Annotated in this window: 18 protein-coding genes; 13 read left to right on the top strand and 5 right to left on the bottom strand. The window is 48.2% G+C overall.

Going from position 1 to position 25,118, the window contains the following annotated elements; translation table 11 throughout:
- The first annotated feature begins 19 nt into the window (after positions 1-19).
- Together LZD49_RS23910 and LZD49_RS23905 are read left to right on the top strand one after the other, a co-directional pair.
- A complete protein-coding gene (locus LZD49_RS23910) occupies positions 20-1,930 on the top strand; it encodes an AAA domain-containing protein (RefSeq protein WP_234670206.1) in 1,911 nt (636 codons plus the stop codon).
- Positions 1,931-2,024: 94 nt separating this feature from the next.
- Complete coding sequence (locus tag LZD49_RS23905; RefSeq protein WP_234670205.1) at positions 2,025-4,781, top strand: DUF5686 and carboxypeptidase regulatory-like domain-containing protein; 2,757 nt, start codon at positions 2,025-2,027, stop codon at positions 4,779-4,781.
- Here LZD49_RS23905 and LZD49_RS23900 read toward each other — a convergent pair.
- Positions 4,778-5,899, bottom strand: coding sequence for an ATP-binding protein (locus LZD49_RS23900; RefSeq protein ID WP_234670204.1), 1,122 nt, complete (start codon positions 5,897-5,899; stop codon positions 4,778-4,780). The two genes, LZD49_RS23905 and LZD49_RS23900, sit on opposite strands and share 4 nt — an antisense overlap.
- 271 nt (positions 5,900-6,170) lie before the next feature.
- On the opposite strand from LZD49_RS23900, the gene LZD49_RS23895 reads away from it, so the two are divergent.
- On the top strand, positions 6,171-6,803 hold the full coding sequence (locus LZD49_RS23895; protein WP_234670203.1) for an NAD(P)-dependent oxidoreductase: 633 nt from the start codon (positions 6,171-6,173) through the stop codon (positions 6,801-6,803).
- A 57-nt stretch (positions 6,804-6,860) separates the two neighbouring features.
- Here the strand turns inward: LZD49_RS23895 and LZD49_RS23890 are convergent, their stop codons facing one another.
- Positions 6,861-9,836: an FAD-binding and (Fe-S)-binding domain-containing protein gene (locus LZD49_RS23890; protein ID WP_234670202.1), complete on the bottom strand. Its 2,976-nt coding sequence runs from the start codon at positions 9,834-9,836 to the stop codon at positions 6,861-6,863.
- Between the two features lie 161 nt (positions 9,837-9,997).
- On the opposite strand from LZD49_RS23890, the gene LZD49_RS23885 reads away from it, so the two are divergent.
- Positions 9,998-13,342 (top strand): VCBS repeat-containing protein, encoded by a 3,345-nt coding sequence (locus LZD49_RS23885; protein WP_234670201.1) that lies wholly within the window; start codon positions 9,998-10,000, stop codon positions 13,340-13,342.
- Positions 13,343-13,349: 7 nt separating this feature from the next.
- Here LZD49_RS23885 and LZD49_RS23880 read toward each other — a convergent pair whose 3' ends face one another.
- On the bottom strand, positions 13,350-14,138 hold the full coding sequence (locus LZD49_RS23880; protein WP_234670200.1) for an SDR family oxidoreductase: 789 nt from the start codon (positions 14,136-14,138) through the stop codon (positions 13,350-13,352).
- 175 nt (positions 14,139-14,313) lie between these two features.
- Between LZD49_RS23880 and purH the strand changes: the two genes are divergently transcribed.
- The 3 genes from purH (at position 14,314) to LZD49_RS23865 (ending at position 18,508) form a co-directional block, all read left to right on the top strand.
- Positions 14,314-15,849 carry a bifunctional phosphoribosylaminoimidazolecarboxamide formyltransferase/IMP cyclohydrolase gene (purH, locus tag LZD49_RS23875; RefSeq protein WP_234670199.1) on the top strand — a complete coding sequence of 512 codons (1,536 nt, stop codon included), beginning with the start codon at positions 14,314-14,316 and terminating at the stop codon, positions 15,847-15,849.
- Positions 15,850-15,907: 58 nt separating this feature from the next.
- Entirely contained in the window at positions 15,908-16,726 is an 819-nt protein-coding gene (locus LZD49_RS23870; RefSeq protein ID WP_234670198.1) for a hypothetical protein, read from the top strand.
- Positions 16,727-16,888: 162 nt separating this feature from the next.
- Positions 16,889-18,508: a sodium/sugar symporter gene (locus tag LZD49_RS23865; RefSeq protein ID WP_234670197.1), complete on the top strand. Its 1,620-nt coding sequence runs from the start codon at positions 16,889-16,891 to the stop codon at positions 18,506-18,508.
- A gap of 71 nt (positions 18,509-18,579) precedes the next feature.
- Here LZD49_RS23865 and LZD49_RS23860 read toward each other — a convergent pair whose 3' ends face one another.
- Together LZD49_RS23860 and LZD49_RS23855 are read right to left on the bottom strand one after the other, a co-directional pair.
- Positions 18,580-19,023, bottom strand: a complete 444-nt coding sequence (locus LZD49_RS23860) for a peptidylprolyl isomerase (protein ID WP_234670196.1) — start codon at positions 19,021-19,023, stop codon at positions 18,580-18,582.
- A 128-nt stretch (positions 19,024-19,151) separates the two neighbouring features.
- On the bottom strand, positions 19,152-19,931 hold the full coding sequence (locus LZD49_RS23855) for a lytic transglycosylase domain-containing protein (RefSeq protein ID WP_234670195.1): 780 nt from the start codon (positions 19,929-19,931) through the stop codon (positions 19,152-19,154).
- A 451-nt stretch (positions 19,932-20,382) separates the two neighbouring features.
- Here LZD49_RS23855 and glp point away from each other — a divergent pair, with 451 nt between their 5' ends.
- The 6 genes from glp to LZD49_RS23825 all read left to right on the top strand — a co-directional run bounded on the left by glp (position 20,383) and on the right by LZD49_RS23825 (position 25,118).
- The gene (glp, locus tag LZD49_RS23850) at positions 20,383-21,573 is read left to right on the top strand and encodes a gephyrin-like molybdotransferase Glp (RefSeq protein WP_234670194.1); all 1,191 of its coding nucleotides are present in this window, start codon (positions 20,383-20,385) and stop codon (positions 21,571-21,573) included.
- A 56-nt stretch (positions 21,574-21,629) separates the two neighbouring features.
- Positions 21,630-21,869 carry a MoaD/ThiS family protein gene (locus LZD49_RS23845; RefSeq protein WP_234670193.1) on the top strand — a complete coding sequence of 80 codons (240 nt, stop codon included), beginning with the start codon at positions 21,630-21,632 and terminating at the stop codon, positions 21,867-21,869.
- 10 nt (positions 21,870-21,879) lie between these two features.
- Positions 21,880-22,329 (top strand): molybdenum cofactor biosynthesis protein MoaE, encoded by a 450-nt coding sequence (locus LZD49_RS23840; RefSeq protein WP_234670192.1) that lies wholly within the window; start codon positions 21,880-21,882, stop codon positions 22,327-22,329.
- Positions 22,330-22,542: 213 nt separating this feature from the next.
- Positions 22,543-23,451, top strand: a complete 909-nt coding sequence (gene moaCB / locus LZD49_RS23835; RefSeq protein WP_234670191.1) for a bifunctional molybdenum cofactor biosynthesis protein MoaC/MoaB — start codon at positions 22,543-22,545, stop codon at positions 23,449-23,451.
- 8 nt (positions 23,452-23,459) lie between these two features.
- The gene (moaA, locus tag LZD49_RS23830) at positions 23,460-24,452 is read left to right on the top strand and encodes a GTP 3',8-cyclase MoaA (protein ID WP_234670190.1); all 993 of its coding nucleotides are present in this window, start codon (positions 23,460-23,462) and stop codon (positions 24,450-24,452) included.
- Positions 24,453-24,707: 255 nt separating this feature from the next.
- Positions 24,708-25,118, top strand: coding sequence for a hypothetical protein (locus LZD49_RS23825; protein ID WP_234670189.1), 411 nt, complete (start codon positions 24,708-24,710; stop codon positions 25,116-25,118).

The following is a 25,118-nucleotide window of genomic DNA, read 5'->3' as shown; positions in this document are numbered from 1 at the left end:
GGGTTTATTTAATTTGTAGATGGATTACTTCAAGGGACTACTCGAATTACTAAAAATAGAAAGGGAGGAAGACAAGCAATCGTATATGCGGTTGATCGAAAGGTCTTCTGTTTCCGAGCGCCGGGCGAATGGATTGGCATGGTACCCGATTGCGATTCGCGGCCAGGAAATAGGCCGGGGCGATTATCTGACCGTGGAAGTGGAGCGCACTACGCATCAGGATGTGCCGCACCAGTTGCGGTTTGGGATGCCCGCGGTATTGTTCAGTAACCATGAGCCGCAAAAAGACCGCGTCGAGGGTGTGATCTCGCACCAGGGCGGTAACCGTTTGAAAATCACCTTGCGGACCGATGAGTTGCCCGAATGGTCGCGCGACGGCAAGCTTGGTATCGACCTGCTTTTCGACGACAACAGTTATGACGAGATGCAGAATGCCCTGAAAGCGGCGGATTCGCTGGCTTCCTCGGAAAAGGACGGGCATTTGATCAAAGTATTGACAGGCGACAAAAAGCCTTCATTCGATCAGGATATTTACCCTGTTATCCTCCCCAAACTGAACCCATCGCAGCAACGTGCTGTGCAGCAAATCCTTTCCGCGCAGGAGCTCGCGATCGTGCACGGGCCTCCTGGTACGGGCAAGACGACCACTTTGGTACAAGCCATTAAAACGTTGGCGAAGAATGAGGGCAAGCCGATACTCGTAGTAGCGCCGAGTAACACTGCAGTTGATCTGCTTAGTGAAAAGTTAAGCGAAGAAGGTTTGAATGTGCTGCGGGTAGGAAACCCTGTGCGTGTTTCGGAGCGATTGTCGGGATTGACGCTCGATAGCAAAATGGCCTCACACGCGGGTGTGAAGGACATTAAGGCATTGAAAAAACAAGCCAACGAATACAAGAACATGGCGCACAAATACAAACGCCATTTTGGGAAAGCGGAGCGTGATCAACGGAAGGCGTTATTCGACGAAGCACACCGCATTATGAAGGACGTCGCGCACATGGAGCAATATGTGATCGACGATTTGCTGGCCAAAACGCAGGTGGTTGCCGCCACGCTGGTAGGAGCCAACCATTTCACCGTCCGGAATATGAAGTACCGTACGGTGGTGATTGACGAAGCGGGGCAGGCCCTGGAACCTGCGTGCTGGATACCGATCCTGAAAGCGGAGAAAGTGGTGCTGGCCGGAGACCATTTACAATTGCCGCCGACGATCAAATCCGAAACGGCAGCCAAAGGCGGATTAAGCAAGACTTTGCTTGAAAAATGCGTCGCATTGCATCCTGAATCAGTCACATTATTGGAAGAGCAATACCGGATGAATGAGGCAATTATGGGCTATTCGTCCAAAGTTTTTTATGGTGATAAATTAAAGGCGCACGAATCGGTGGCGCGTCGCCTGCTATTTCCCGGCGAGCCGCCATTGGCATTTATCGATACGGCTGGATGCGGTTTTGATGAGAAACTGGAAGGGACCAGTTCGACGAACCCGGAGGAAGTGGTATTTCTTTTCAAACATTTGTCGCAGTTGGCAGCGGATTTTATCAAGGCCAATGCCAAACCGGAGGATTTTCCCAGCATCGCAATTATTTCGCCCTATAAAGAACAGATTAATATCCTCAAATCCCAGCTTACTCACGTTCCCGAGCTAAAACCTTATCTCGATAAAATTGCCGTCAACACGATCGACAGCTTCCAGGGGCAGGAGCGGGATGTGGTGTACATTAGTATGACGCGCAGTAATGCTGAGGGACAGATCGGCTTCCTCGCCGACATTCGCCGCATGAACGTGGCCATGACCCGCGCGCGGAAGAAACTCGTCGTCATCGGTGATAGCGCTACGCTTTCAGTACTGCCATTTTATGAAAATTTTATCGCCTATTCCGAAAGCCTGGATGCCTACCAGAGTGCCTGGGAGTTTTCGGATTTGTAACTATATGATGAGTGGATTTTGATTTCAAAGCAACCGGATTATCTTTAAAACCATCTAGCCTGAAAAGATATTCATCCGACCTGCCTGAAACCTCATGCTCAAACACTACGTTCTCGCATTTTTCCTTGTTCTCCTAACATCCTTCATTGCCCTTGCGCAAGCGCCCGCAAGCGGCGTTCGGGGTACCATCAAGACAAAGAAAGGGGAGCCGTTGCCATTCGCGGCCATCATCGTCAAAGGCACGAGTATTAGTACCATTTCCAACGAGGAGGGCCGCTACCAGCTCGATCTGAAACCGGGGTACTATGAGGTAATCTTTCAATATCTCGGCTACAAGACAGGGCAGAAGGGTTTTACAGTCGAAAACAAAGTGCAAACGTTCGACCTTGTCATGGAGGAGCAGGCACTGAATCTCGGCGAAGTGCGCATTGGAAGCAGGGATGAGGATCCGGCTTATACCATTATGCGCAGTGCCATTGCCAAAAGCCGCTATCATTTTCTTCAGGTGGATGCCTACACCGCCAAAGTATATTCCAAATCATCCTTTGTGATTACCGATTTGCCGATGGAATTTCTTTATAAAAAGGAATTGAAGGAAATGGAGAAGGAAACCAATTTCAAAAAGGGCGTTCCGATGCTGAATGAGACAGTTTCGGAGGTGACGTTCAGGCAACCCAATGCCTATAAACAGCGAGTGATCGCGACGCGGAGCAGCATGGACAAAAATATCGCCGATCCGAATATGTACCTGTTGGCGAGTTTTTATCAGCCAGAAGTCGTGAAAGCTGTTTCTCCATTATCGCCCCGCGCATTTGCCTATTATAAATTTGAATACCTGGGGGCATTTCGGGAGAATGGCATTGAAGTGAACAAAATTAAGGTCACACCCCGCTCTTGGGGAGAGGGTGTTTACCGCGGGACTATCCAGATTATTGAGGACGAATGGAGTATTTATAGTCTGGATCTGCAAACCGTCAACACAGGTTTTCGGCTCGATATCAAGCAGGTTTATAGCCCGGTACAAGGTGTGTGGATGCCGGTTAACCAGCAATTTCATGTGCAGGGAGGCATTTATGGTCTGAAAGGGAAAGGCGATTTTGTGATCTCGCAGTCGTTTACGAACGTGAAGATCAACCCGGCATTCAAGCCGGATATCGTGGTGATCGACGACAAAAAATACGCGGAGGAGGCCAAGAAAGTGCGCCTGACCGGCCGGGAGATCAAAACGCGGAACATGGAAGAGGTGGTGAGCAAGCAAAAAGAGTTCTCGGCTAAAAATCTGCGGAAAATGATCAAGGAGTACGAAAAGCAGGATTTAAAAGAAAAGGAAAAGAAAGGCGAGGATATCGATCTGAATTTCAGCAGGGAAGATTCAACGCAGGTAGATTCCATGGCTACACAGCGCAATACGGCATTCTGGGATTCGCTGCGCACGGTCCCGCTTACGGTCGCGGAGGTGAAAAGTTATACGCGGTTGGACAGCCTCGTCGTCATCCATGAAGGGACAAAGCAGCAGCAGGACAGCGTAAAGGCAAGCAAGGACGATACTACCAAATCGAAGAAAGGCGGCAAGTTTGGCCTGGGCGATTTGCTGGCCGGGCGCAATTTCCCCCTGGGTAAGGAAAGTCCGTGGCGACTGGATTACATCGGGCCGTTGCCGGGCATTCAGGTTAATACAGTGGAAGGATTGGTGTTGAATGGTGCCGGGTTGAAGCTGCGACATTCGGGGGATGGGAAGCGGGAAGGTAAGGGAAAGTCAGGAGCGGTTAGGGATGGTCGGGAGTGGTCGGTTGGAGGATTGACCCGGTATTCCTTTGGCAGGAATAAATTGTTGGTTACAGGTGTGGCAGATTACGGTTGGGCACGGAATACGATCAATATTTCGGGCGGTCGCGGTGTTGCCCAGTTCAATGGGGAAAATCCGATGCATCCGTTGCTGAACACTTTCACGACCCTGTTTTTGGAGCAAAATTTTATTAAAGAATACCAAAAGGATTTCTTGCGGGCAGACTTCAAAACCAGTCAGGAAAATGAGCATTTCGAAATAAAAGCAAGCATCGAATACGCTGATCGTACGGCATTGCCTAATCTTGAAAAGACGTCGCCCTACCGCTGGATCGACTGGAATCGACGGGAATTTACTTCCAACATTCCGGAAAATATCGAAGGAAAAACAGATGCAGCAGTAATGCCGGCGCCAATGCCCCGGCATCAGGCGTTGACGGTCGGTATTTGGGCAAGCTACAAACCCTGGCAAAAGTACCGGACCCGCAGTGGTAAAACCAGCTTCTATGATGATGATTCGCCCAAACTTTCGATCAATTTCCGGAAGGGAATCCGCAATGCATTCGGCAGCGATGTCGATTTCAATTTTGTGCAAATCGGCATTCAGCACGGTTTCGACATTGGTATCCGCAGCAAATTGCGCTATAAGCTGGCTGCAGGTAGTTTCCTGGGCAGCGACACCATTCAGTTTCCTGACTTCCAGCATTTCGCAGGCAACCGATTCTTTTTCCAGCTTGGCGACCCGGTCGGCACATTCCGGATGCTCGATTACTACAAATACAGCACCTCGAAGAAATTCTTCGAAGCCCATGTCCTCACCGAACTCCGCCAGTTTCTGCTAACTCAAATCCCTTGGTTCCGCATTCTGGGCGTCAAGGAAAACTTCTTCCTGCATTACCTGGCCACGCATGATTCGGATAACTATGCTGAGTTGGGTTATGGGCTTGATATTGGCATCAGGTTCCCGCTTCGCGTGGAGGTAGCGAATAGTTTTGAAGGGTTTAAGTATAAAAATACGGTTTTCCGGGTCGGGACTACGATGAATATTGGGTGGGGGAAGAATTAGAGAATAAACTCATCAAAGTTACCTGGATGTATGATCTGGAAATCGCTGCCGGGATATGCCTTACTGAATGTTTTGGATAATATGGCTTTGGCCTTTGCATTCCATTTGAACTCGTAGGCATGTAATTTCCCGTTGATATCTTCCAGATAGTCGATTTCGTTTTGCTCTTTGGTGCGCCAGTAATATTGATTTGCCCAAATTCCGTTATAGCTTGTGAACTTCATCCGCTCGGAAATAATGAAGTTCTCCCACAATGCACCAATGTCGGTACGTAGTTCCGGCTGGCTGAAATTGGCGATCAATGCATTTCTGATACCATTGTCATAAAAATAGATTTTACGGCTGCTTTTGAGCTCGTTCCGCAGGTTGCGGCTGAATGAACCCAGACGGAAAATGATAAAAACCTGTTCGAGCAGATTGATGTATTTCTCGACTGTTTTGTTATCGAGACCGCACATAGTACCTAGCTCATTGAATGAAACCTGTGATCCGACCTGAAAGGCCAGCGCTTGCAATAAGCGGAGTAGTTTTTCTGGTTTTTGGATGTTTTCCCAAGTCAAGATATCCTTATAGAGATAGCTATCGGAAAGCTGTTTCAAAATGTCTTTTTCCTCGCCAGGGTGATTTACAATGTCGGGGTAGTAGCCATAGAGCAATCTTTGCGGTAGCAATCGCCTTTCTTCGATCAGTCCGTGGTGGTTTACCATTTCACCGAAGGAAAGAGGGAACATCCGGTATTCCCATTTGCGGCCTGTGAGTGGTTCATTAATTTTATTGGCAAATTCAAATGAAGAACTTCCCGTAGCAACCAGCTGTATCCCGGGAATGTTGTCGGTGATGAGTTTTAATTTTATGCCAATGTCGGAAATACGTTGCGCTTCATCGATGACAATGTTTTTTTTGCCTGCAAAGAGGTTTTTTAATCTCGTCGAGGTTGCATTCTCGAACAGCGCCCTGACATCGGCTTCGTCACCGTTTAGCCAAATTGTTTCGTCCGAATTGCCAAATAGCGAATGCAGTAAAGTCGTCTTACCAACTTGCCGGGCTCCCGTCAGTATGATCGCCTTTCCATCATATAACTTAGTTTCTAATGCTGTTTGAAGGTTTCGCCTGATCATACGCTGCCTGTTGTTTATTCTAATTTACAACTTTTCAGGAATGAATTCCTAAAAAGTTGATATTTTTTAGGAATCTATTCCTAAAAAGTTGACATCTATGTTTTTTTTGATGCCAACTTTGAATTGCAAACTTCGGTTACTTATCTTCATGCTATTAAAATCTCCTGATAAAAACACCGCATCACCCACAGAATCGAGCGATGTTCTTCTGTGAAACCCCGGACACTTCAACCGGGATCATTTGCTATATCCGAAATTTTATCAGAGAGAAATGGAAAGAATACAAAAAATCGCTGTGATTGGCGGCGGCGGGCGTACAGGCCAATATCTTGTCAATCAACTCATCGAAAAAGGTATTTCGCTCAAACTGCTGCTCAGGCATCCTGAGAATTTTACCATCCAAAGTTCGTTAATCGAGATCGTGCATGGCGATGTGCTGGATGCACAGGCTGTGGATAAATTAATGGAAGGCTGCAATGCGGTACTGAGCACGGTAGGGCAACGAAAGGATGAGCCGCTCGTGGCTAGTCAGGCTTGTATCAATATTTTGAACGCGATCGGTGACAAGCCGGTCCGTTATATTGTGCTGGCGGGTTTGAATGTCGATACGCCGTCGGACCGAAAGGGCGAGGAAACGGCGAAGGCGACAGAATGGATGCATGCCACGTTTCCTGCTATTCATGAAGACCGCCAAAAATCGTATTCGATACTCGCCCACAGCAATGCCGAATGGATTATGGTGCGGGTTCCGTATATCGGATTTAACGGAAATCGGGCCGAAGTGAAGGTGAACGAGACCGATTCGCCTGGTTCGAAGATCGACGCTGCGGATATTGCCGCATTCATGATCGGGCAACTTGCGGATGATACCTGGCTGAGGAAAGCGCCATTTATTTCCAACTAAATGAAGAAGGCCGGCAAATTTCGTTTGCCGGCCTTTTTTGAATTATACAAAGATATTTTAAACCAATGCATCCCAAAGGATTTCTGCCGGGTGCAGCGCCTTTCGGCCGGTTCCGTCGTGTATCTGGTGGCGGCAGCTGGTACCCGGTGCGGCGATGATCACATCTTCGGGCTGCTGGCGAACAGTCGGGAAGAGCACCAGCTCACCGATTTGCATTGAGATATCGAAGTGTTCTTTTTCGTAACCGAATGAACCCGCCATCCCGCAGCATCCCGATGGAATGAGCTGCACGGTGTAGTTTTCAGGAAGCGAGAGCATTTTTTTAGTTGGTATAACACTCGAAATGGCTTTTTGCTGACAATGTCCATGCAACTTGATAAGCCGTTTTTCTTTGGTAAACTGGTTTTTCGAAATGTTCTTTAATTCAATTTCACGCGCTATGAACTCGTCGAATTGCAGGGCATTTTGCGCGATCATTTTGGCGTCTTCCAGCAACTCGTCGCTTACCAGGTCAGGATATTCGTCACGGAATGTGAGGATTGCCGACGGTTCGATGCCAACCAGCGGTGTATTGTGCGAGATAATATCTTTCAGCAAACGGATATTCTCTTCTGCGATCTTCTTGGCATCCCTTAGCAGCCCTTTGGAAAGCTGTGGCCTTCCCGACGGCCCGTGATTGGGAATTGTCACTTCATAGCCCAGTTTTTCCAAAGTGAGAACGGTGGTTTTACCAATTTCCACGTCGTTGTAATTGGTAAACTCGTCGCAGAAGAGGTATACCTTCCGATCCGATTTCGGTGCGTTTTTTTTGCGCTGGTCATACCACTTTTTCAATGTAGTGCTGTGCAGCAACGGCATCGTGCGCTCAGGGTGGAAGCCTACTACGGTGTTGGCGATCTTCCGTAGCGGTGCATTCTTATAAATCAGATTATAAGCCCATGGTACATAGCTTGCCAGACCCGTCATTTTGGAGAAATTGCCAACCAGCCAGGAGCGTACGGGAATGCCGTTCGCATCGTGGTATTGTTGCAAAAACTCCATTTTCAGTTTCGCGACATCCACATTGGAAGGACATTCGCCTTTGCAGCCTTTGCAGGCAAGGCAGAGGTCGTACACTTCCTTGATTTCCTTATTATCGAAACGATTTTCCTTGGGCGAGCGCGTGAGCATTTCACGCAGGATGTTCGCGCGTGCGCGTGTGGTGTCCTTCTCATTGCGCGTCGCCATGAAGCTGGGGCACATAGTACCGCCGCTCAAATGCGTTTTCCGGCAGTCGCCCGAGCCATTGCATTGCTCGGCATGTTGGAGAATATCCTGGTCGTGGAACCGGAAATTCGTTTTGAATTCGGGCGTTTTGTGATCGGCTTCGTAGCGCAGGAACGTATCCATTGGCGCGGTATCGACGATCTTGCCGGGATTAAAGATATTATTCGGGTCCCAGGTTTTCTTAATGTCCTTGAAGAGCTGATAATTATGCTGGCCCACCATTTTCGGGATAAATTCCCCGCGGAGGCGGCCGTCGCCGTGCTCACCGGAAAGGGAGCCGTCGTATTTCTTTACGAGGTCCGCAATCTCTTCGGCGATCATCCTGAACTGGCGGTGTCCTTCGCTGGTTTTCAGGTTGATGATCGGGCGCAGGTGCAGCTCGCCGGAGCCCGCGTGTGCATAATGCACGGCCGACATTCCGTTTTTTTTCAGGATTTCGTTGAACTCGCGGATATATTCGGGCTGGTCGTACACGTCTATCGCAGTATCCTCGATCACCGCCACTGCCTTTTCATCGCCTGGAATGTTAGCCAGCAAACCGAGTCCTGCCTTGCGCAGCGTCCATATTTTCTTCGTATCATCCCCGAATAGTAGCGGGAAATGGAAACCGATACCAGCTTCCTTCATCTCCTTCTCCATGTCGGCAGCCAGCTGTTCCACTTCTTCTTTCGACTCTCTCGACAGGTCGACCACCAGGATTGCCGGAAATTTGCCGTCCGGTTTATTTTTTACAAAGAATGCATTCTTACTCTGTTCAGGGTTGGTAGCGGCACATTCGAGAACGTATTCATCAATGAGTTCCACCGCGTGCGGACCGTATTTCAAGCTAATAATGGTCGCCCGCAATGCCTCGTCGATCGTATCGCAATGCACGCAAACCAGGCCTTGCGTTTTGGGAGGCAGAGGCACCAGATTTACCTTGATCTCCGTGAGGAAACACAAAGTACCTTCCGAGCCGGCGATGAGGCCGCACATATTGAACTGCTTTTCCGAACCTGTGCCCGTCGTGTAGGGTGCCATATTCAGCAGCATATCGAGCGCGTAACCGGTATTCCGCCTTTCAACCGAGGGTTTTGGAAAGTTTTTCCGGATCTCCGCCTGGTTGTCGGGCGAGGCCAGGATAGCGTCCGTTTTAAGGTATATCTTATCTAAAAGTGAAGCGCTGCCGTTTTTCTGCCGGGCATTGTTCAACAGCGATTGCAATTCGGTGCTGCTCACGTTCTTGAATTCGGCGTCGGTGCCGTCGGCCAGAATGGCCTTTACTTCCAATAAATGCTCCCGCGTGCTTCCGTATACGATCGAATTGGAACCGCATGAGTTGTTACCGACCATACCGCCGATCATTGCGCGGTTGGCAGTGGAAGTTTCTGGGCCGAAATAGAGTCCGTATGGTTTCAAGGCCATATTCAACTCGTCACGCACGACGCCCGGTTGTACGCGTACCCAGCGTTCTTCGGCGTTGATTTCGAGAATTTTATTAAAGTTTTTCGAAACGTCTACTACTATACCGTTACCGACTACCTGGCCGGCAAGCGAGGTCCCGGCGGTCCGTGGGATCAGCGAAATCTTTTTTTCCGTGGCATAAGCGATAAGTGCTTTCAGATCGCTGATGGACTTTGGAATAGCGACGGCCATCGGCATTTCGCGGTAGGCGGATGCGTCTGTCGCGTATAACGTCCGCATGGTGTTGTCGTAAAAGAGTTCACCTTCAAGGCGTTGCGCAAGCAAAGTCAGATCTGCATCTGATACTGGAGACAGGGATGTCATAAATGCAATTAACTGAAATAATAACGGATTCAAAGTTACGCACAACGCGGAAGGAATTCCAGCAAAATATTGGGGAAGTAAGAGGGGTCAATTAAATCTTGATTAAATTATCTTTGGCGACATCTCTGAAAAAATATTATCGGTTCGATGAGTTTAAGCTAATGACCATATACCACTCTGCCGCCTGCCGGGCGCTCATTTTGATAGCGGGGATTTGCGCGCTGTTTTCGTGCAAAGACTCCGAAAATAGTGCCGATGCATTGTTCGAGGAGCTCGATGCATCCGACACCGGCGTTGACTTTGTGAACAAAGTGGTGGACACAGAAGAGGTCAACATTTTTAACTACCGGAATTTCTACAATGGCGGCGGCGTGTCGATCGGAGATATCAATAATGACGGTTTGCCGGATATTTACTTCACCGCCAACATGGGTGATAACAAGCTCTATCTAAACAAAGGAAACTGGAAATTCGAGGATATTACCGATAAAGCCGGAGTAGCCGAGCCCGACAAATGGAGCACCGGCGTGGTTATGGCGGATGTGAACGGTGATAATCTGCTGGACATTTACGTTTGCAATGCGGGTTACCAGAAGTTTGTGAATAAACAGGGCAACTCCCTGTATATCAACAATGGTGACCTTACTTTCACAGAATCGGCCAAAAAATACGGCCTCGACGAGGCGGGCTATACAACACAGGCCGCATTTCTCGACTACGATCTCGACGGCGACCTGGACTGTTACATTCTCAACAACAGTTTTATTCCAGTCAATACCCTCAATTATGCCAACGATCGTAACCTGCGCGCCAAAGACTGGCCGGTGAAGGATTTTCTGAAAGGAGGAGGCGCTAAGTTGATGCGCAATGACAGCGGGCATTTCGTGGATGTAAGCGAAGAAGCAGGGATTTACGGCAGCCTGATTGGCTTCGGGCTGGGTGTGACGGTAGGTGATATCAACGGCGATATGTATCCCGATATTTATATCTGCAACGACTTTTATGAACGGGATTACCTATATATCAATCAAAAAGACGGGACGTTTTCCGAGGAGCTCGAAAAACGCATCAAGCACACGAGTCTGGCCTCGATGGGGGCGGATATGGCGGATGTTAATAACGATGGCTACCCGGAGTTGTTCACCACGGATATGCTCCCGCGTGACGAGTATCGTTATAAAACGACCACATCTTTCGAGAACCATTATCTCTTTAACTTGAAAAAAGAGAAGGGTTTCTATAATCAATACATGCAGAACAGCTTGCAACTCAACAACCAGGACGGGACATTCAGCGAGATCGCGAATTACTCGGGCGTGGCGGCGAGCGATTGGAGCTGGGGTGCGTTGCTTTTTGATGCGGATAATGATACCCAAACCGACATTTACATCTGCAACGGCATTTACCACGACATTCTCGACCAGGATTTTATCGATTTCTTCGCCAACGAAGTGACGCAGAAAATGGTGCTTTCCGGAGAAAAGGAGAATATGCAAGATATCATCGACCGGATGCCGTCGACGCCCATTTTCAACAATTTTTTCCACAACGAAGGCAATCTCCGGTTCGCGGAAAAAGGAAAGGAATTCGGGTTCAATAAGGCATCGTTTTCCAACGGGGCGGCTTATGCCGACCTGGACAATGACGGCGACCTCGACCTGGTCGTCAACAATGTGAATGAGCCGTGTTTTATATATAAGAACAGATCGGACAGCCGGAAGAACCGTGGGCATTACATCAGGTTCGACTTGAAAGGAAAGGGAATGAATACGCATGCGATTGGCTCGAAAGTGGAGGTATATGCTGGCAATCAGGTTTTTACTAAGCAGGTCAATCCGTCGCACGGGTTTCAATCGAGCACGGAATATCCTGTCACGATTGGTTTGGGGACGATCGGTCGTATCGATTCGGTGCTGGTGCGGTGGCCCGATCATAAAATAACCGTTCGGAGGGATATCAGGCCGGATACGACATTGCAATTTGAAATGAAAGCGGCCAAGGAATCCGTGATAAGTGCTAATTCAAGCCAACCAACATTGCTGACGCTGATGAATGTAAAGGGACTTGAGGGGCATCAGGAAAACAAATACGAGGATTTTTACAATGAAAGAAATATCCCGGTAATGCTGTCCCGGGAAGGGCCTAAGGCGGCTATCGGCGATGTGAATGGCGATGGCGCCGAGGATATTTATATCTGCGGAGCCAAAGGCCAGGGCGGGCAGCTTTATTTGCAAAAAAATGGTCAGTTTTTAAGATCAATTCAGAAAGCATTCCCCGATCTCCCCGGAATTGAAGATACTGCTGCATTATTTTTCGATGCAGATGGGGACGGAGATTCCGATCTGGTAGTAGGCGGTGGCGGCAACGAAAGCACCAAAGCAAGTCCCGACCTTCCTACGAGACTTTATCTGAATGACGGGAAAGGCAATTTTGCCCTTGATAGCAAGGCTTTCCCTGCTAATGCGATGAATACGGCCGTCATTATCGCTCATGATTATGATAGCGACGGCGACCTGGACCTGTTTGTGGGTAGTCGTAGCGTGCCGCGCGAGTATGGCTCTAACCCCGTCAGCTATATCTACGCGAATGATGGGAAGGGAGCATTCAAGGAAATGGGCAAGTCTGTTGCGCCTGAACTGTCGAGAGTAGGGATGGTTCGGGACGCAGCCTGGACGGATGTGGATGGTGACAAAACAAAGGAGCTGGTCCTCGTTGGAGATTGGATGGCCCCGGTGGTTTTCAAATATGCAAATGGCCGTTTTATTAAGTTGAAATCGGGTCTGGAAAATTACTCCGGATTCTGGGGCGCGCTAAAGGTTACGGATTTGGATGGTGACAGTGACGTGGATTTTGTCCTGGGCAATATCGGGGAAAATTTCTCTTTGAAAGCCAGCACCACGACGCCGCTTAAAATGTGGATCAATGATTTTAACAAAAACGGTACCATTGAAAAAGTCATTTCCAAGAGCGTCGATTCCAAAGACCTGCCCATTTTGCTAAAACGAGAATTAACAACACAATTTCCATTTCTGAAAAAGAAGAGCATCAAACACTCCGAATACGCCGTGCTGACCATCCAGGACTTGTTTCCAGGCGATCTGCTGCAATCGGCGGTGGAGAAATCGGTCAATTACGTGCAGTCGGCGGTGGCCGTGAATGATGGCAAAGGGAATTTTAAAATAGTCCCTTTGCCCCACCTGGCTCAGATCTCCTGCCTGAATGCCATCCAAAGCGAGGATGTAAACGGAGACGGCAAACCCGACCTGATTGTTGGCGGTAACTTCACGCACTTCATCCCGCAGCTAGGTGCGCTCGATGCTTGCCGTGGTAATGTGTTGATCAATAAGGGAAATATGCAGTTCGATGTGCTGCTCGGAAAACAGAGCGGCTTTGCCCTGGACGGCGAAGTGAAACAGATCAGCCCGATCAGTATTCAAGGCAAGCCTTACCTGATCAACCTCGTTAATAACGCTGCGCCGGTTTTATTCAAAATCAATAAAATGTAATTCCTGATTATAAACTCTCCGTTCTGCCGCCGTCGACAGCCAAACTTACGCCGCTAATGCTTCCCGCAGCGGGGCTCGTGAAAAACGCCACAGCCGCAGCCACTTCTTTCGCCTCGCTGAAACGCCGGATGGGAATGCTGGCCTTCAATTCGTCGGCGACCTGTTCCTTCGTTTTGCCCTGGCTTTTGCTGCGCATTTCAAAAACGGAATCTAAACGAGCCGTTTCGGTGTAGCCAGGCAGCACATTGTTGACAGTAATCCCAAACTGCCCGAGTTCGAGCGAAAGCGTTTTTGCCCAGCTTGCCACCGCCCCTCGAATGGTATTGGACACGCCGAGCCCGATGATAGGCTGCTTTACAGACGTGCTGATAATATTGACAATGCGCCCGAAACCTTCTTTTTTCATCGACGGAACCACGGCCTGCACGAGAAACTGGTTATTGATCACGTGCATTTGAAAGGTTTTTAAAAACTGATCGGTCTCTGCTTCGATGATCGGACCGCCCGACGGGCCACCCGTGTTATTAACGAGTATATGGACGTCCGGACATAGCCGAAGGTAATTTTCAATGGCCGATTTAACATTTTCGTGATCCGAGAAATCGGCCACGATGTACCGGTGAAGCTGACCAAGAGAAGTGTCCAGATCTTCGACGGCCTCGCGGAGTTTTTCTTCGTTTCGTGCTACAAGGGTCACATTGGCACCGAGCAATGCGATTTCTACGGCGGATGCAAGCCCAATGCCTTGGGTACTTCCGCACACAAGCGCTGTTTTTCCGGTCAGGTCGAGGTTCATAGTCGTATTTTTAAACTTGGTTTCAGAATGATAACGTTTTGATTTTCGTGCGCTCCGCTTCTTACTTCGTTGATTTTTCGGCTATCTTTGCGGTTTATTTTTCAACATGGGACGAGCCGAAATACCGAAAGTAAGCAAAATCCCGCATTTGTAATCTTAGAGCAAACATTGCACAATGTCTAAAAAAATCCAATCCGCGCTGATTTCTGTTTACTACAAAGACGGACTTGAGCCTTTGGTTCGCCTCCTGCACCACAACGGCGTGAAGCTGTACTCGACTGGGGGAACGCAGACTTTCATTGAAAATCTCAACATTCCCGTTACTGCTGCCGAGGAGCTGACAGGCTATCCTTCGATCTTCGGAGGTCGTGTCAAAACACTGCACCCGGCGATCATGGGTGGCATCCTTTACCGCCGCGATGACGCCGGTGATGTGGCACAGGCGGCACAATACAATATCCCTGCCATCGATATGGTGGTTGTGGATCTTTATCCTTTCGAGGAAACAGTGGCATCCGGCGCAAGCGAGGAGGATATCATCGAGAAAATAGACATTGGCGGTATTTCCCTGATCCGCGCAACGGCCAAAAATTTTAAAGATACATTGATCGTTTCTTCGCGCAGCCAGTATGCCGAGGTTGTTGAGCTGCTCAATGCTAAAGCAGGAGAGACTGACATCGAGGACCGCCGCTATTATGCAGGCCTGGCTTTCGGCGTTTCGTCGCATTACGACGGAGCGATCAACAGCTTTTTCACTGCCGGAAAGGAAACGACCGATAAAGAACTCTTCGATTTCACCAACCTAACTTCTCAAACACTGCGTTACGGCGAAAACCCGCATCAAAGCGCAAAATACTATGGCGACCTCGCCGGTATTTTTGATAAACTGCACGGAAAAGAGCTTTCATATAATAACCTCGTGGACGTCGACGCGTGCGTGAGCCTGATCGACGAGTTCGCTGACGCGGAGCCTACATTTGCCATTATCAAGCATACCAACGCATGCGGGATAGCCACAGCGCCCACCGCTAAGGAAGCATATGACAATGCGCTGGCGTGCGACCCGGTTTCTGCTTTCGGAGGTGTGGTAATCACCAATGCAAAAGTCGATCTGGCTACTGCTGAGGAGTTGAACAAATTGTTCATGGAAATCCTGATCGCGCCTGCTTATGATGATGAAGCATTGCAACTGTTGAAATCCAAAAAGAACCGCATTCTGTTGAAGCGCAATGCTGTGGAATTGCCTCAGGTGATGTTCAAAACCATTTTGAATGGTGTTTTGGTGCAGGATAAAGACCTGGCAACGGAAGTGGCTGCGCAATTCACTACTGTAACCGAAAAGGCGCCTAGCGCCGGTGAAGTGACAGCGCTTGAATTTGCATTGAAAGTTTGCAAGCATACGAAATCCAATACCATCGTTTTGGCAAAAGAAAATCAATTGCTGGCGAGCGGTACGGGGCAAACTTCACGCGTGGATGCATTGCGTCAGGCGATCGAGAAAGCGAAAGCATTCGGTTTTGACCTGAACGGTGCGGTAATGGCTTCAGATGCATTCTTCCCTTTTGCTGATTGTGTAGAAATTGCGCACCACGCCGGCATTACTGCCGTGGTTCAGCCGGGCGGTTCTATCCGTGATAAGGATTCGGTCGATTATTGCAATGCGAATGGCGTAGCGATGGTTACTACGGGCGTTCGCCACTTTAAGCATTAATTTGATTGCCACGAAGAACGCCGCGATGGTGTTCTTCGTGGCGAAAAATACTCTTCTTTTGAACTCCCAGCCCATCCGGAAAGTCACCAAATTTCTTCTGACCGGATTAATCATCCTGTTGGGCAGCCTCTTTTTCCTTTACCCTCAAATACTCTATTGCGAGTTAATCTCGCTGTCGAGCTTCAAATCTGAAAATGGAAAGCTTTATTTCAGCCCAGGCATTTCCAGCAAGAAATATAGCAGCCTCAAAAGCAGCGTAGCCCAGGCTGAGGCAAGGGTCGATTCATTTTACAACGGCAGGAAATCCAACCCGAAGATCATCATCTGCCAAACCCCGCAGGAATACCAGACATATTGCAGCAGCACCGAGGGGGCTGGATGCAGCATCGGCACACCCTGGGGAAACTCCTATGTTATTCTTAATGCGCAGGACATGAACACCGATGTGGTCGCCCATGAAATGAGCCATATCGAACTGCTCGGGCAGATCGGCTGGTGGAAAACGACCACCGACATCCCCCAATGGTTCAACGAAGGTCTCGCACTTATGCTCGACAGGCGTTTCGTGTCCGAAAAGGAGCCGAAAGAGCGCTATAAGGCCTACCGTTACGAATGGCGTTACTACACCCGCAACGGGCGTGACCTGCTTTTACTCAAAGACATATCGACCATGCGGGAGTTTTTTGAAGGTGACCAAAAGCACGTTATGGCTGCCTACATGACGGCTGGGATGGAGGTTTCTTACTGGTTGCTTTTTCGTAAAGATGCTGGCTTGCAACGGTTTATTTCCGAAATGCAGCAAGGGTCTTCGTTCGGGAAAGCCTACGGTCCTGCGAACCCGCACCATTTTAAAGATTCGAAGAAAATATCAGAGTAAAGCATTACGAATAGGTGCTTGTAGGCTATATTTATGCGCTTCTTTTCAGAACAAGAGGCGTTATTATCGTATTCTTTTTGATTTTGTACTATTTTCGGAAAATAATGTACGTTTCATTCCAAGCTGATCAATCTCAATCATTCATCTATTTTATTATTTGAAATGCAACAATTACAAACACTGGATTATGTCGTTTTCTTCTTTTACTTCATTGTAGTCTCCGGTTACGGTTATTGGATTTATCAGCGGAAAAGATCAAAGGTTGAATCAACAAAGGACTTCTTCCTCGCGGAAGGCTCGCTTACCTGGTGGGCGATCGGTGCATCGCTGATCGCTTCTAACATTTCAGCGGAGCAGTTTATCGGGATGTCCGGGAATGGTTTCTCGATGGGGCTCGGGATTTCGACCTATGAGTGGATGGCAGCAGCTACATTAGTGATTGTGGCTGTTTTTTTTATGCCTATTTACCTCAAGAATAAGATTTACACCATGCCCCAGTTCCTGAGCCAGCGATATAACAAATCGGTGAGCTTAATCATGGCCGTGTTCTGGCTGGCGCTGTACATTCTTGTTAACCTTACTTCGATCCTCTATCTGGGGGCTTTGGCGGTTTCGGGTATTTCGGGGCTTGATTTCCAGTTTTGTATGATTGCGTTAGCACTCTTCGCGATCATCATTACCATCGGCGGGATGAAAGTAATTGGCTTTACAGACGTAATTCAGGTATTCTTCCTGGTGATCGGTGGATTGGCCACTACCTACCTTGCTATCAATCTTGTGTCTGATAATGCAGGTGTGGAAGGTGTTGTGCAGGGTTTCAAAGTAATGCGCGACAATCACGACGATCATTTCCACATGATCTTCCCCAAATCGAGCCCTTTCTATATGCAGCTTCCCGGTTTGGCGGTTTTGCTTGGTGGTATGTGGATCGTGAACCTGAACTACTGGGGCTGTAATCAGTACATTACGCAACGTGCATTGGGTGCGGACCTGAAAACCGCACGTAACGGTATCCTTTTCGCCGCGTTCCTCAAATTATTGATGCCGGTAATCGTGGTATTGCCCGGTATCGCTGCTTACGCGTTGTACAGCAAAGGCATGTTTCAGGCCGAAATGCTCGGTGAAGATGGTCTTATCAACGCAGATAAGGCTTATCCCGTACTGCTGAATCTGCTTCCCACAGGTCTTAAAGGGTTGTCGTTCGCCGCATTAACCGCCGCAGTAGTTGCGTCGCTTGCAGGTAAAGCGAACAGTATTTCGACGATCTTTACACTGGATATTTTTAAAAACTATATTGGCAAAAACGCCGACGAGAAAACACTCGTACGCATTGGCCGCGCCGTGGTAGTCATCTCTATGATCATCGCGATTATCGTTTCCCCTTACATGGGAATCGATAAAAAAGGTGGCTTCCAATTCATTCAGGAAATGACCGGTCTTTTATCGCCGGGTATTTTTGCCTCGTTTATCATGGGCTTTTTCTGGAAACGGACCAACTCTGCGGGCGCCTTGTTTGCGATCGTGGGTGGCTTCCTCATCGCCCTGGCAATGCATAACAACTACTTTCCATTCGCCGACTGGACCCAGGTGCCGTTCCTCGACCGTATGGGCCTCGTGTTCCTGATATGTGTGGCAGTGATGATCGTCCTTGGCCTGGTAATGCCTGACGAAAAGAAAGGCCTTGCTATTGACGCGTCGATGTTCATGCCGCACCGTACCTTTGTGATCGGTGCCGTAGTTGTACTCATAATCATTGCTTTTCTGTACGCACATTTCTGGTGAGATGGCCGTGATAACAAGCAAAAGGGGGCCGGAATCAATATTCCGGCCCCCTTTTGCTTTATTGTGGTGACTTACGCCTGCTCTTCGATGATCGTGATCTTCTGGATCTTGTCGCCCTGACGGATCAAATCAACCGTATCCACTCCTTCTACCACGCGGCCGAAGCAGGTATGGTTCCTGTCAAGGTGCGCAGTATTGTTACGGCTATGGCAGATGAAGAACTGTGAACCACCGGTATTACGTCCGGCGTGTGCCATCGAAAGCACACCGCGGTCGTGATATTGATTACCGCCGGTCAGCTCGCAATCGATTTTGTAGCCAGGTCCTCCGCGGCCGGTGCCGGTAGGATCGCCACCCTGAACCATGAAGTCAGGGATGACGCGGTGAAAGATCAGTCCGTCGAAAAAGCCTTTTTTGGAAAGGTCAACAAAATTTTTCACCGTATTCGGGGCATCTTCATCATAAAATTCGATGAGCATTGTCCCTTTGTCGGTGATCATTTCCGCTTTTGTCATGTCTTAAAGTGAGTATTTAAAGTAAAGAACGTTTTCAGGGGGCGCTAGTGTGCCCGTGTCGTAACAACACAAAGAAAAGGATAATGTATCCGTTTCTTCACATGAACTTTCAAATAAAATGAAGGAGATTATGATCCGGTTTCCGATGTGGTCTCGGCCTTGGCCAGCTCTGCCGCTTTTTTCTGCTCTGTCTTGAATGCAGCTAGTCGCTCTACCACGTCGCCGCTTCCCCATTCGCGGCTTCTTTCGGGATTGGAGAACCATTCTTTCACAGCAAGGATTTTGTAGAGATATCTTGCTGTTTCCGAGTTGAGTCGGAGTTTGAAATAATCATCTTTATTCTGCGAGTCCATCCGGTTTTGGATGTGCGTCGGGCCTGCATTATATGCAGCAGCTACTAATGTCCAGGAACCCAGTTGCTTATACAAGTCACGCAAGTATTTACCTGCCGCGTGGGTCGATTTGACCAAATGTTTGCGGTCGTCCCTGGTTTCATCTATTACCAGCCCGAGAGATTTTGCGGTGGAGGGCATGAGCTGCCAGTATCCGCCTGCGCCGCGACGGGATGTTACCTCGTCTTTCATGGCGCTCTCTATCAATGGAATATACTTAAAATCGGCTGGTACTCCGTACTTCTTGAGAATGGGTTCAATAATCCGCATTCTCTTTTTTGTCGTGGTCATCAGCTTACGAAAAGTGGGATTGTCGTAATTTCTGATCATGTTTTGATATCGCTCGGCGATTCGAAGCTCTGATAATGGAATGGCTTCGCCACAGAAGTCAATAGCAAGAAGATCTGAATTAATGATTGTTATTTCTTTCAGTTCCTTCTTTTCCACCTCCACCTCGCTCACCGGGGATTTCCCAAATATCGCGATTGAGAAGGCCATAAAGATAAGTCTAATCATGCATTTTGTATTTCGTGAAACATCATTTTAGGCACATGGCCGAAGTGCAAAGATAACGGTATTGAATAAATAAAATTTGAAATTGAGGTAAAAAACTGATTTATAGGGGTTTGGTAAAAGTAATTCTAGGATAAAAATAAGATCGCTACATTTTGTCTTCGGTAATTGATTCTGAATAAAAACCAGGCCATCGCCTTAGAACGTAAAATTTTAATTGGTAGAAACCACTTAGTACCAAATGCAAGTTTCGGTAATGAATGTAATTTTAGCAAGAGAGGCAGTTTTTAGTGAAAGTTATATATATTGATGGTCAACTGGTTACAAATAGTCAGTTGTAGGGATAATGGTATTATTGTGGAAAATGTCGGCAATTGTATGCTAATTTGAAATCCAGCGACATTTTTGGCCTTCCCGAATGTGTTAACTTGCGTTCTCGAATGGTATTTCAAATATGGTCACAGTCAACGAGGCGAAACAGAGAATTATTGCGAATTCCAACACACTGCCGACGGTTACAGTGCCGCTGGAGAAAGCTGGGGGCGGTTTCCTTGCGAAGGACGTGATTGCCCCCATAGCTTTGCCGCCGTTCCGGCAGTCGTCTATGGATGGATATGCGATCGTGCACTCGGATATTACCCAACCCGGCACGGAGTTGCGACTTGTCGGCGAGTCCAAAGCCGGACAGGTCGATCTTCCTGTGGTCAACATTGGTTTGGCAGCCCGTATTTTCACAGGAGCCCCTGTACCTGACGGTGCCACGGCCGTTGTGATGCAAGAAAATACGTCGGCGGCGGATGGAATCGTGATGATTAACGAGTTCCCTGTGCCCGATGGTAAGAATATCCGCCGGGTGGGGCAGCAGATCGCAGCCGGCGCCGTAGCATTGCCGGCAGGTACGCTTGTTTCTCCGGGTGCCATAGGCTTTTTGAAAGGAATGGATGTGAACGCCGTGACGGTATATTCAAAACCCCGGATCGGTTTGCTGGTTACTGGCGATGAACTGCTGAAAAGCGGAGAGTCACTTAGGCCCGGCAAGATTTATGAATCCAATTCCGCCATGCTGAAAGCCGCACTTAATCAGATTGGGATTGACAGCGTTACGATCAGCTATGCTTCTGATGAACTGCATGCAACAATAGAAGCCTTGAAGGCACTGTTGGAGGAAAATGATGTAGTGCTCGCTTCCGGCGGGATTTCGGTGGGGGATTATGATTTTGTGGGAAAGGCATTGGAAGCATTGGGTGCGGAGACGATCTTTTATAAGGTAAGACAGAAGCCTGGCAAGCCACTGCTGTTTGGCAAAAAGAAAGAAAAGCTGATCTTCGCGTTGCCTGGTAATCCGGCATCTTCGCTTGTCTGTTATTACGAGTATGTGCTGCCGGCTTTGCAAAAAATTATGGGTTCCAAAGAGCCATTTTTGAGATCGGTCCAATTGCCGATCCGGCACGCTTACCGCTTCGACGGGGAACGCGACGAGTTTCTGAAAGCGAGGGTTGAGGGAAACGAAGTTGTATCGCTCGACGGCCAGGAATCGTTCGTGATTGGGTCGTTCGCGATTGCGAATGCATTGATCTATCTGCCGGTTAGCCAAAATCAGGTGGCGGTTGGCGAACTTGTAGAAGTGCATTTGCTGCCAGTCTGAACCTGAACAGCGATGTGCGGGTTATTGGGAGAGAAAAGAATTGACCATCGATATAAATGAGCTTTCAAGTCAAATATTTCGGGATGCTGGCCGAAATCGCCGGATTATCGGATGAAGTCTGGAATGCAGGCGGTGAGCTGACGGTCGGGCAGTTTCGTGCGCAAGTGCTGGATAAGTATCCGGCCATGCGTGATAAGAAATTCAAAATAGCGGTCAACCGGAAAATTTCTGAGGATTTTGTACCTATCGAAATCCCGGCGGAGGTTGCATTGCTGCCGCCATTTGCAGGAGGATAACAGGAGGACCATGGAAAAAACACATAAGCCTAAAAAGGTATTTATAGAAGGGCCGATAAATCCCGAATTTGTGGCCAAGTCTATCGCGAGCCACCAATCTAAGACGGGCATTGGTGCCCATGCCATTTTCCTCGGACAAATCCGTGCCGATCAGAAGGAAGGCGGTGCGGTGGCGGGTATCGATTACACCGCATACGAGGAAATGGCCGAGCAGGCGTTCCACGACATCAGGGAGGCTGCTTTTACCAAATTCGAGCTGACCTGCATGCATATTTACCATAGCCTGGGTGTAGTGCCAACCGGCGAGATCAGCCTGTTTGTTTTCGTTTCCTCCCCGCATAGAAGGGCGGCATTCGAAGCCTCAGAATATATAGTAGAAGAAATCAAAGCCAAAGTCCCCATTTTCGGTAAGGAACTGGTTGGCGAAACGGGGCAGCATGTTTGGAAGGAGAATAGGTAAATGTTAATGAGTGAATTTTGAATGACCGAATGATTGAATGACGGAATTGAATAAGTAAGGTGTTGACAGGTGTTGTTTAATATTATTGATTCTGATTTACAAGAAATCACTACTGACCTAATGACTATTCACTCATTATGACTATTCACTCATTCAAAATTCACTCTCACTCAAAATTCGATCATTCAATCATTCAGTCATTCAAAATTACATATGGTCGACATTACGCATAAAACCAATACGCTCCGCATTGCTACTGCACAGGCTATTGTGCAGGTGAGCAAGCAGGAAACCGTGGAGGCGATACAAAACCGGTCTGTGCCGAAAGGCGATGTTTTCGAAATGGCGAAAGCGGCGGGTTTTTTAGCAGTAAAGAAGACGCCCGATCTATTGCCGGATTGTCATCCCATTCCGGTGGAATACACGGGGGTGCAATACAAGATTGAGGATCTGACAATCGTGATAGAGCTGACTGTCAAGACGATATATAAAACCGGTGTCGAGGTAGAGGCTATGCATGGCGCGTCGGTGGTGGCGCTTACGATGTACGATATGCTCAAACCGATTGATAAGGGTGTCGAAATAAAGCATATTCGTTTGTTGGAAAAGAAAGGAGGCAAAAGCGATCGAAAAGCTGCTCCCGAGGGTTTGAAAGTGGCGGTTGTCGTATGTTCCGACAGCATTTCGAAAGGAATTGGTGAAGATAAATCGGGCAAAAAGATTATTGAGAAACTCGGTGCATTCCAGTTGGAGGTAAGTGATTACAGCATTGTTGCGGATGAGAAGGCCGGCATTCAAGCCAAATTGCGGGCGTTGCAGCGTGCGGATTGTGATTTGGTACTACTCACAGGTGGTACCGGACTCTCGCACAGAGACGTAACACCTGAAGCAGTATCCGAGCTTTTCGACCGGGAAATTCCCGGTATTGCCGAGACAGCGCGTCGATATGGGCAGGAACGTATCCCTACTTCAATGCTGTCGAGATCTGCGGCGGGATTCATCGGTGAAATGCTTGTGATCGCAATGCCGGGCAGTACCGGAGGTGTCACGGAATATATTGATGCGCTCTTTCCGCATGTTTTACATGTTTTTAATGTTTTAGAGGGAAAGAAACACGACTAGGGACAAACATGGCATTACCGATTGTAGATACATTTGGTCGCAAGCACACTTATCTGCGCATTTCGCTTACGGATAAGTGCAACCTGCGCTGTACCTATTGTATGCCTCAGGAGGATATGCAATTCATGCCGTCCAAATGGCTCATGCAGGCCGACGAAATCTCCCATCTGGCGAGATTATTTGTCGAAATGGGGGTTGAAAAAATAAGGCTTACCGGCGGAGAACCTTTGGTCCGGAAAGATGCCGGGGAAATCATCTCGAATTTAGGACAACTTCCCGCCTCTCTCACGCTCACCACGAACGCTGTTTACATCGATCAGTTTATTCCTCAATTAAAGCAGGCTGGTGTTACTTCGCTGAATGTCAGTCTGGATACTTTGAGTGAAGACCGTTTTCGTGCAATTACCAAACGTGACCATTTTACGAAGACACTGGATCACATCCGTTTGCTTTTGGATGATGGTTTTGTCGTAAAGCTCAATATGGTCGTAATGCGTGGCACAAATGATGACGAAGTCAACGATTTTGTCAGAATGACGTTGAGCGAGCCTAACCTGCATGTTCGTTTTATTGAGTTTATGCCGTTCAAGGGCAATCAATGGGATCTTTCCAAAATTGTCTCCTATGCAGATCTGTTGGTAAAAGTCAGTCAGGAATTTGAATTTCAACCTGTGGCTGGTGAGTTGCATGATACCGCAAGAAGGTACCAGGTGAATGGCGGTGCCGGGACTTTTGGTATTATCGGGACAGTTACCCATCCATTCTGCGAGGGCTGCAACCGCATTCGCTTAACCGCCGACGGCAAGCTGAAAAACTGCCTTTTCGACACTTCCGAAGTGGATCTGCTCACCCCATTACGCAAGGGCGAAGACGTCCGTCCACTCATTTATGCCCATTTTCAGAAAAAGCATTTCAGGCACGGGGGCCACGCCGGCTTTTCCGAAGATCAAGCCAAATCAGAATACGAACAGAACCGGCAGATGATTGCGATTGGGGGGTAGTCTTGAAAACCTTTTCAGAATTTCATCGAATTTCTGAAAACTTCGCCTTCGTCTACCAGCAAATCAGGCTGGTTTTCGTTCTTTTTGATACGTTTGCTGAGCTTCGGTAATATGCCACTCCGGTAAGACTTTTAAGCCACAAACCACTCAACCGCATTTCCAACCGTCTAAACTTTGTGTGCAACAAAGGCCTGAACGGTTACCTCATTGGTGCAAAATCATTTAAAAAGTACCAATCTGTAACCTTCAAAAGCCATGAAGAACATCTTAAAAACCGCCGCTGCTTTCGTATTATTTGTAATCGCCTCCAATGTAAAAGCAGATCCGATCGTGTCACCCAAGGCGGAATGTAAAAACAATACCTGTGAGAAATTCCGGGTGGGAATGTACCGCGTTCGCGACACGATGTCGATGAATTTGATGATGGAAAAAGACAAAGGCGAAAAAGTGACTATCCGGTTGCTCGACAGCAAGGGTAAGCTGTTGCACGAAGAATTTGTCGCCAAATATCTTACTAAACTGGGGCGCAAGATAAATTTCGAGGAAATGAGCGACGGCGTCTATACCATTGAAATCTCCGACGACTACGAAAAGATTGTGAAGAACGTTTACTTGTCGACCAAAGAGGTGCGCGAGGTGAACCGGACGCTTCTGGGGGGAAATTGA

Source organism: Dyadobacter sp. CY261, assembly GCF_021440085.1.
Lineage (GTDB): Bacteria > Bacteroidota > Bacteroidia > Cytophagales > Spirosomataceae > Dyadobacter.
The sequence above is the reverse complement of the archived record's forward strand: the minus strand, read 5'-3'. Positions and strand labels throughout refer to the sequence as shown.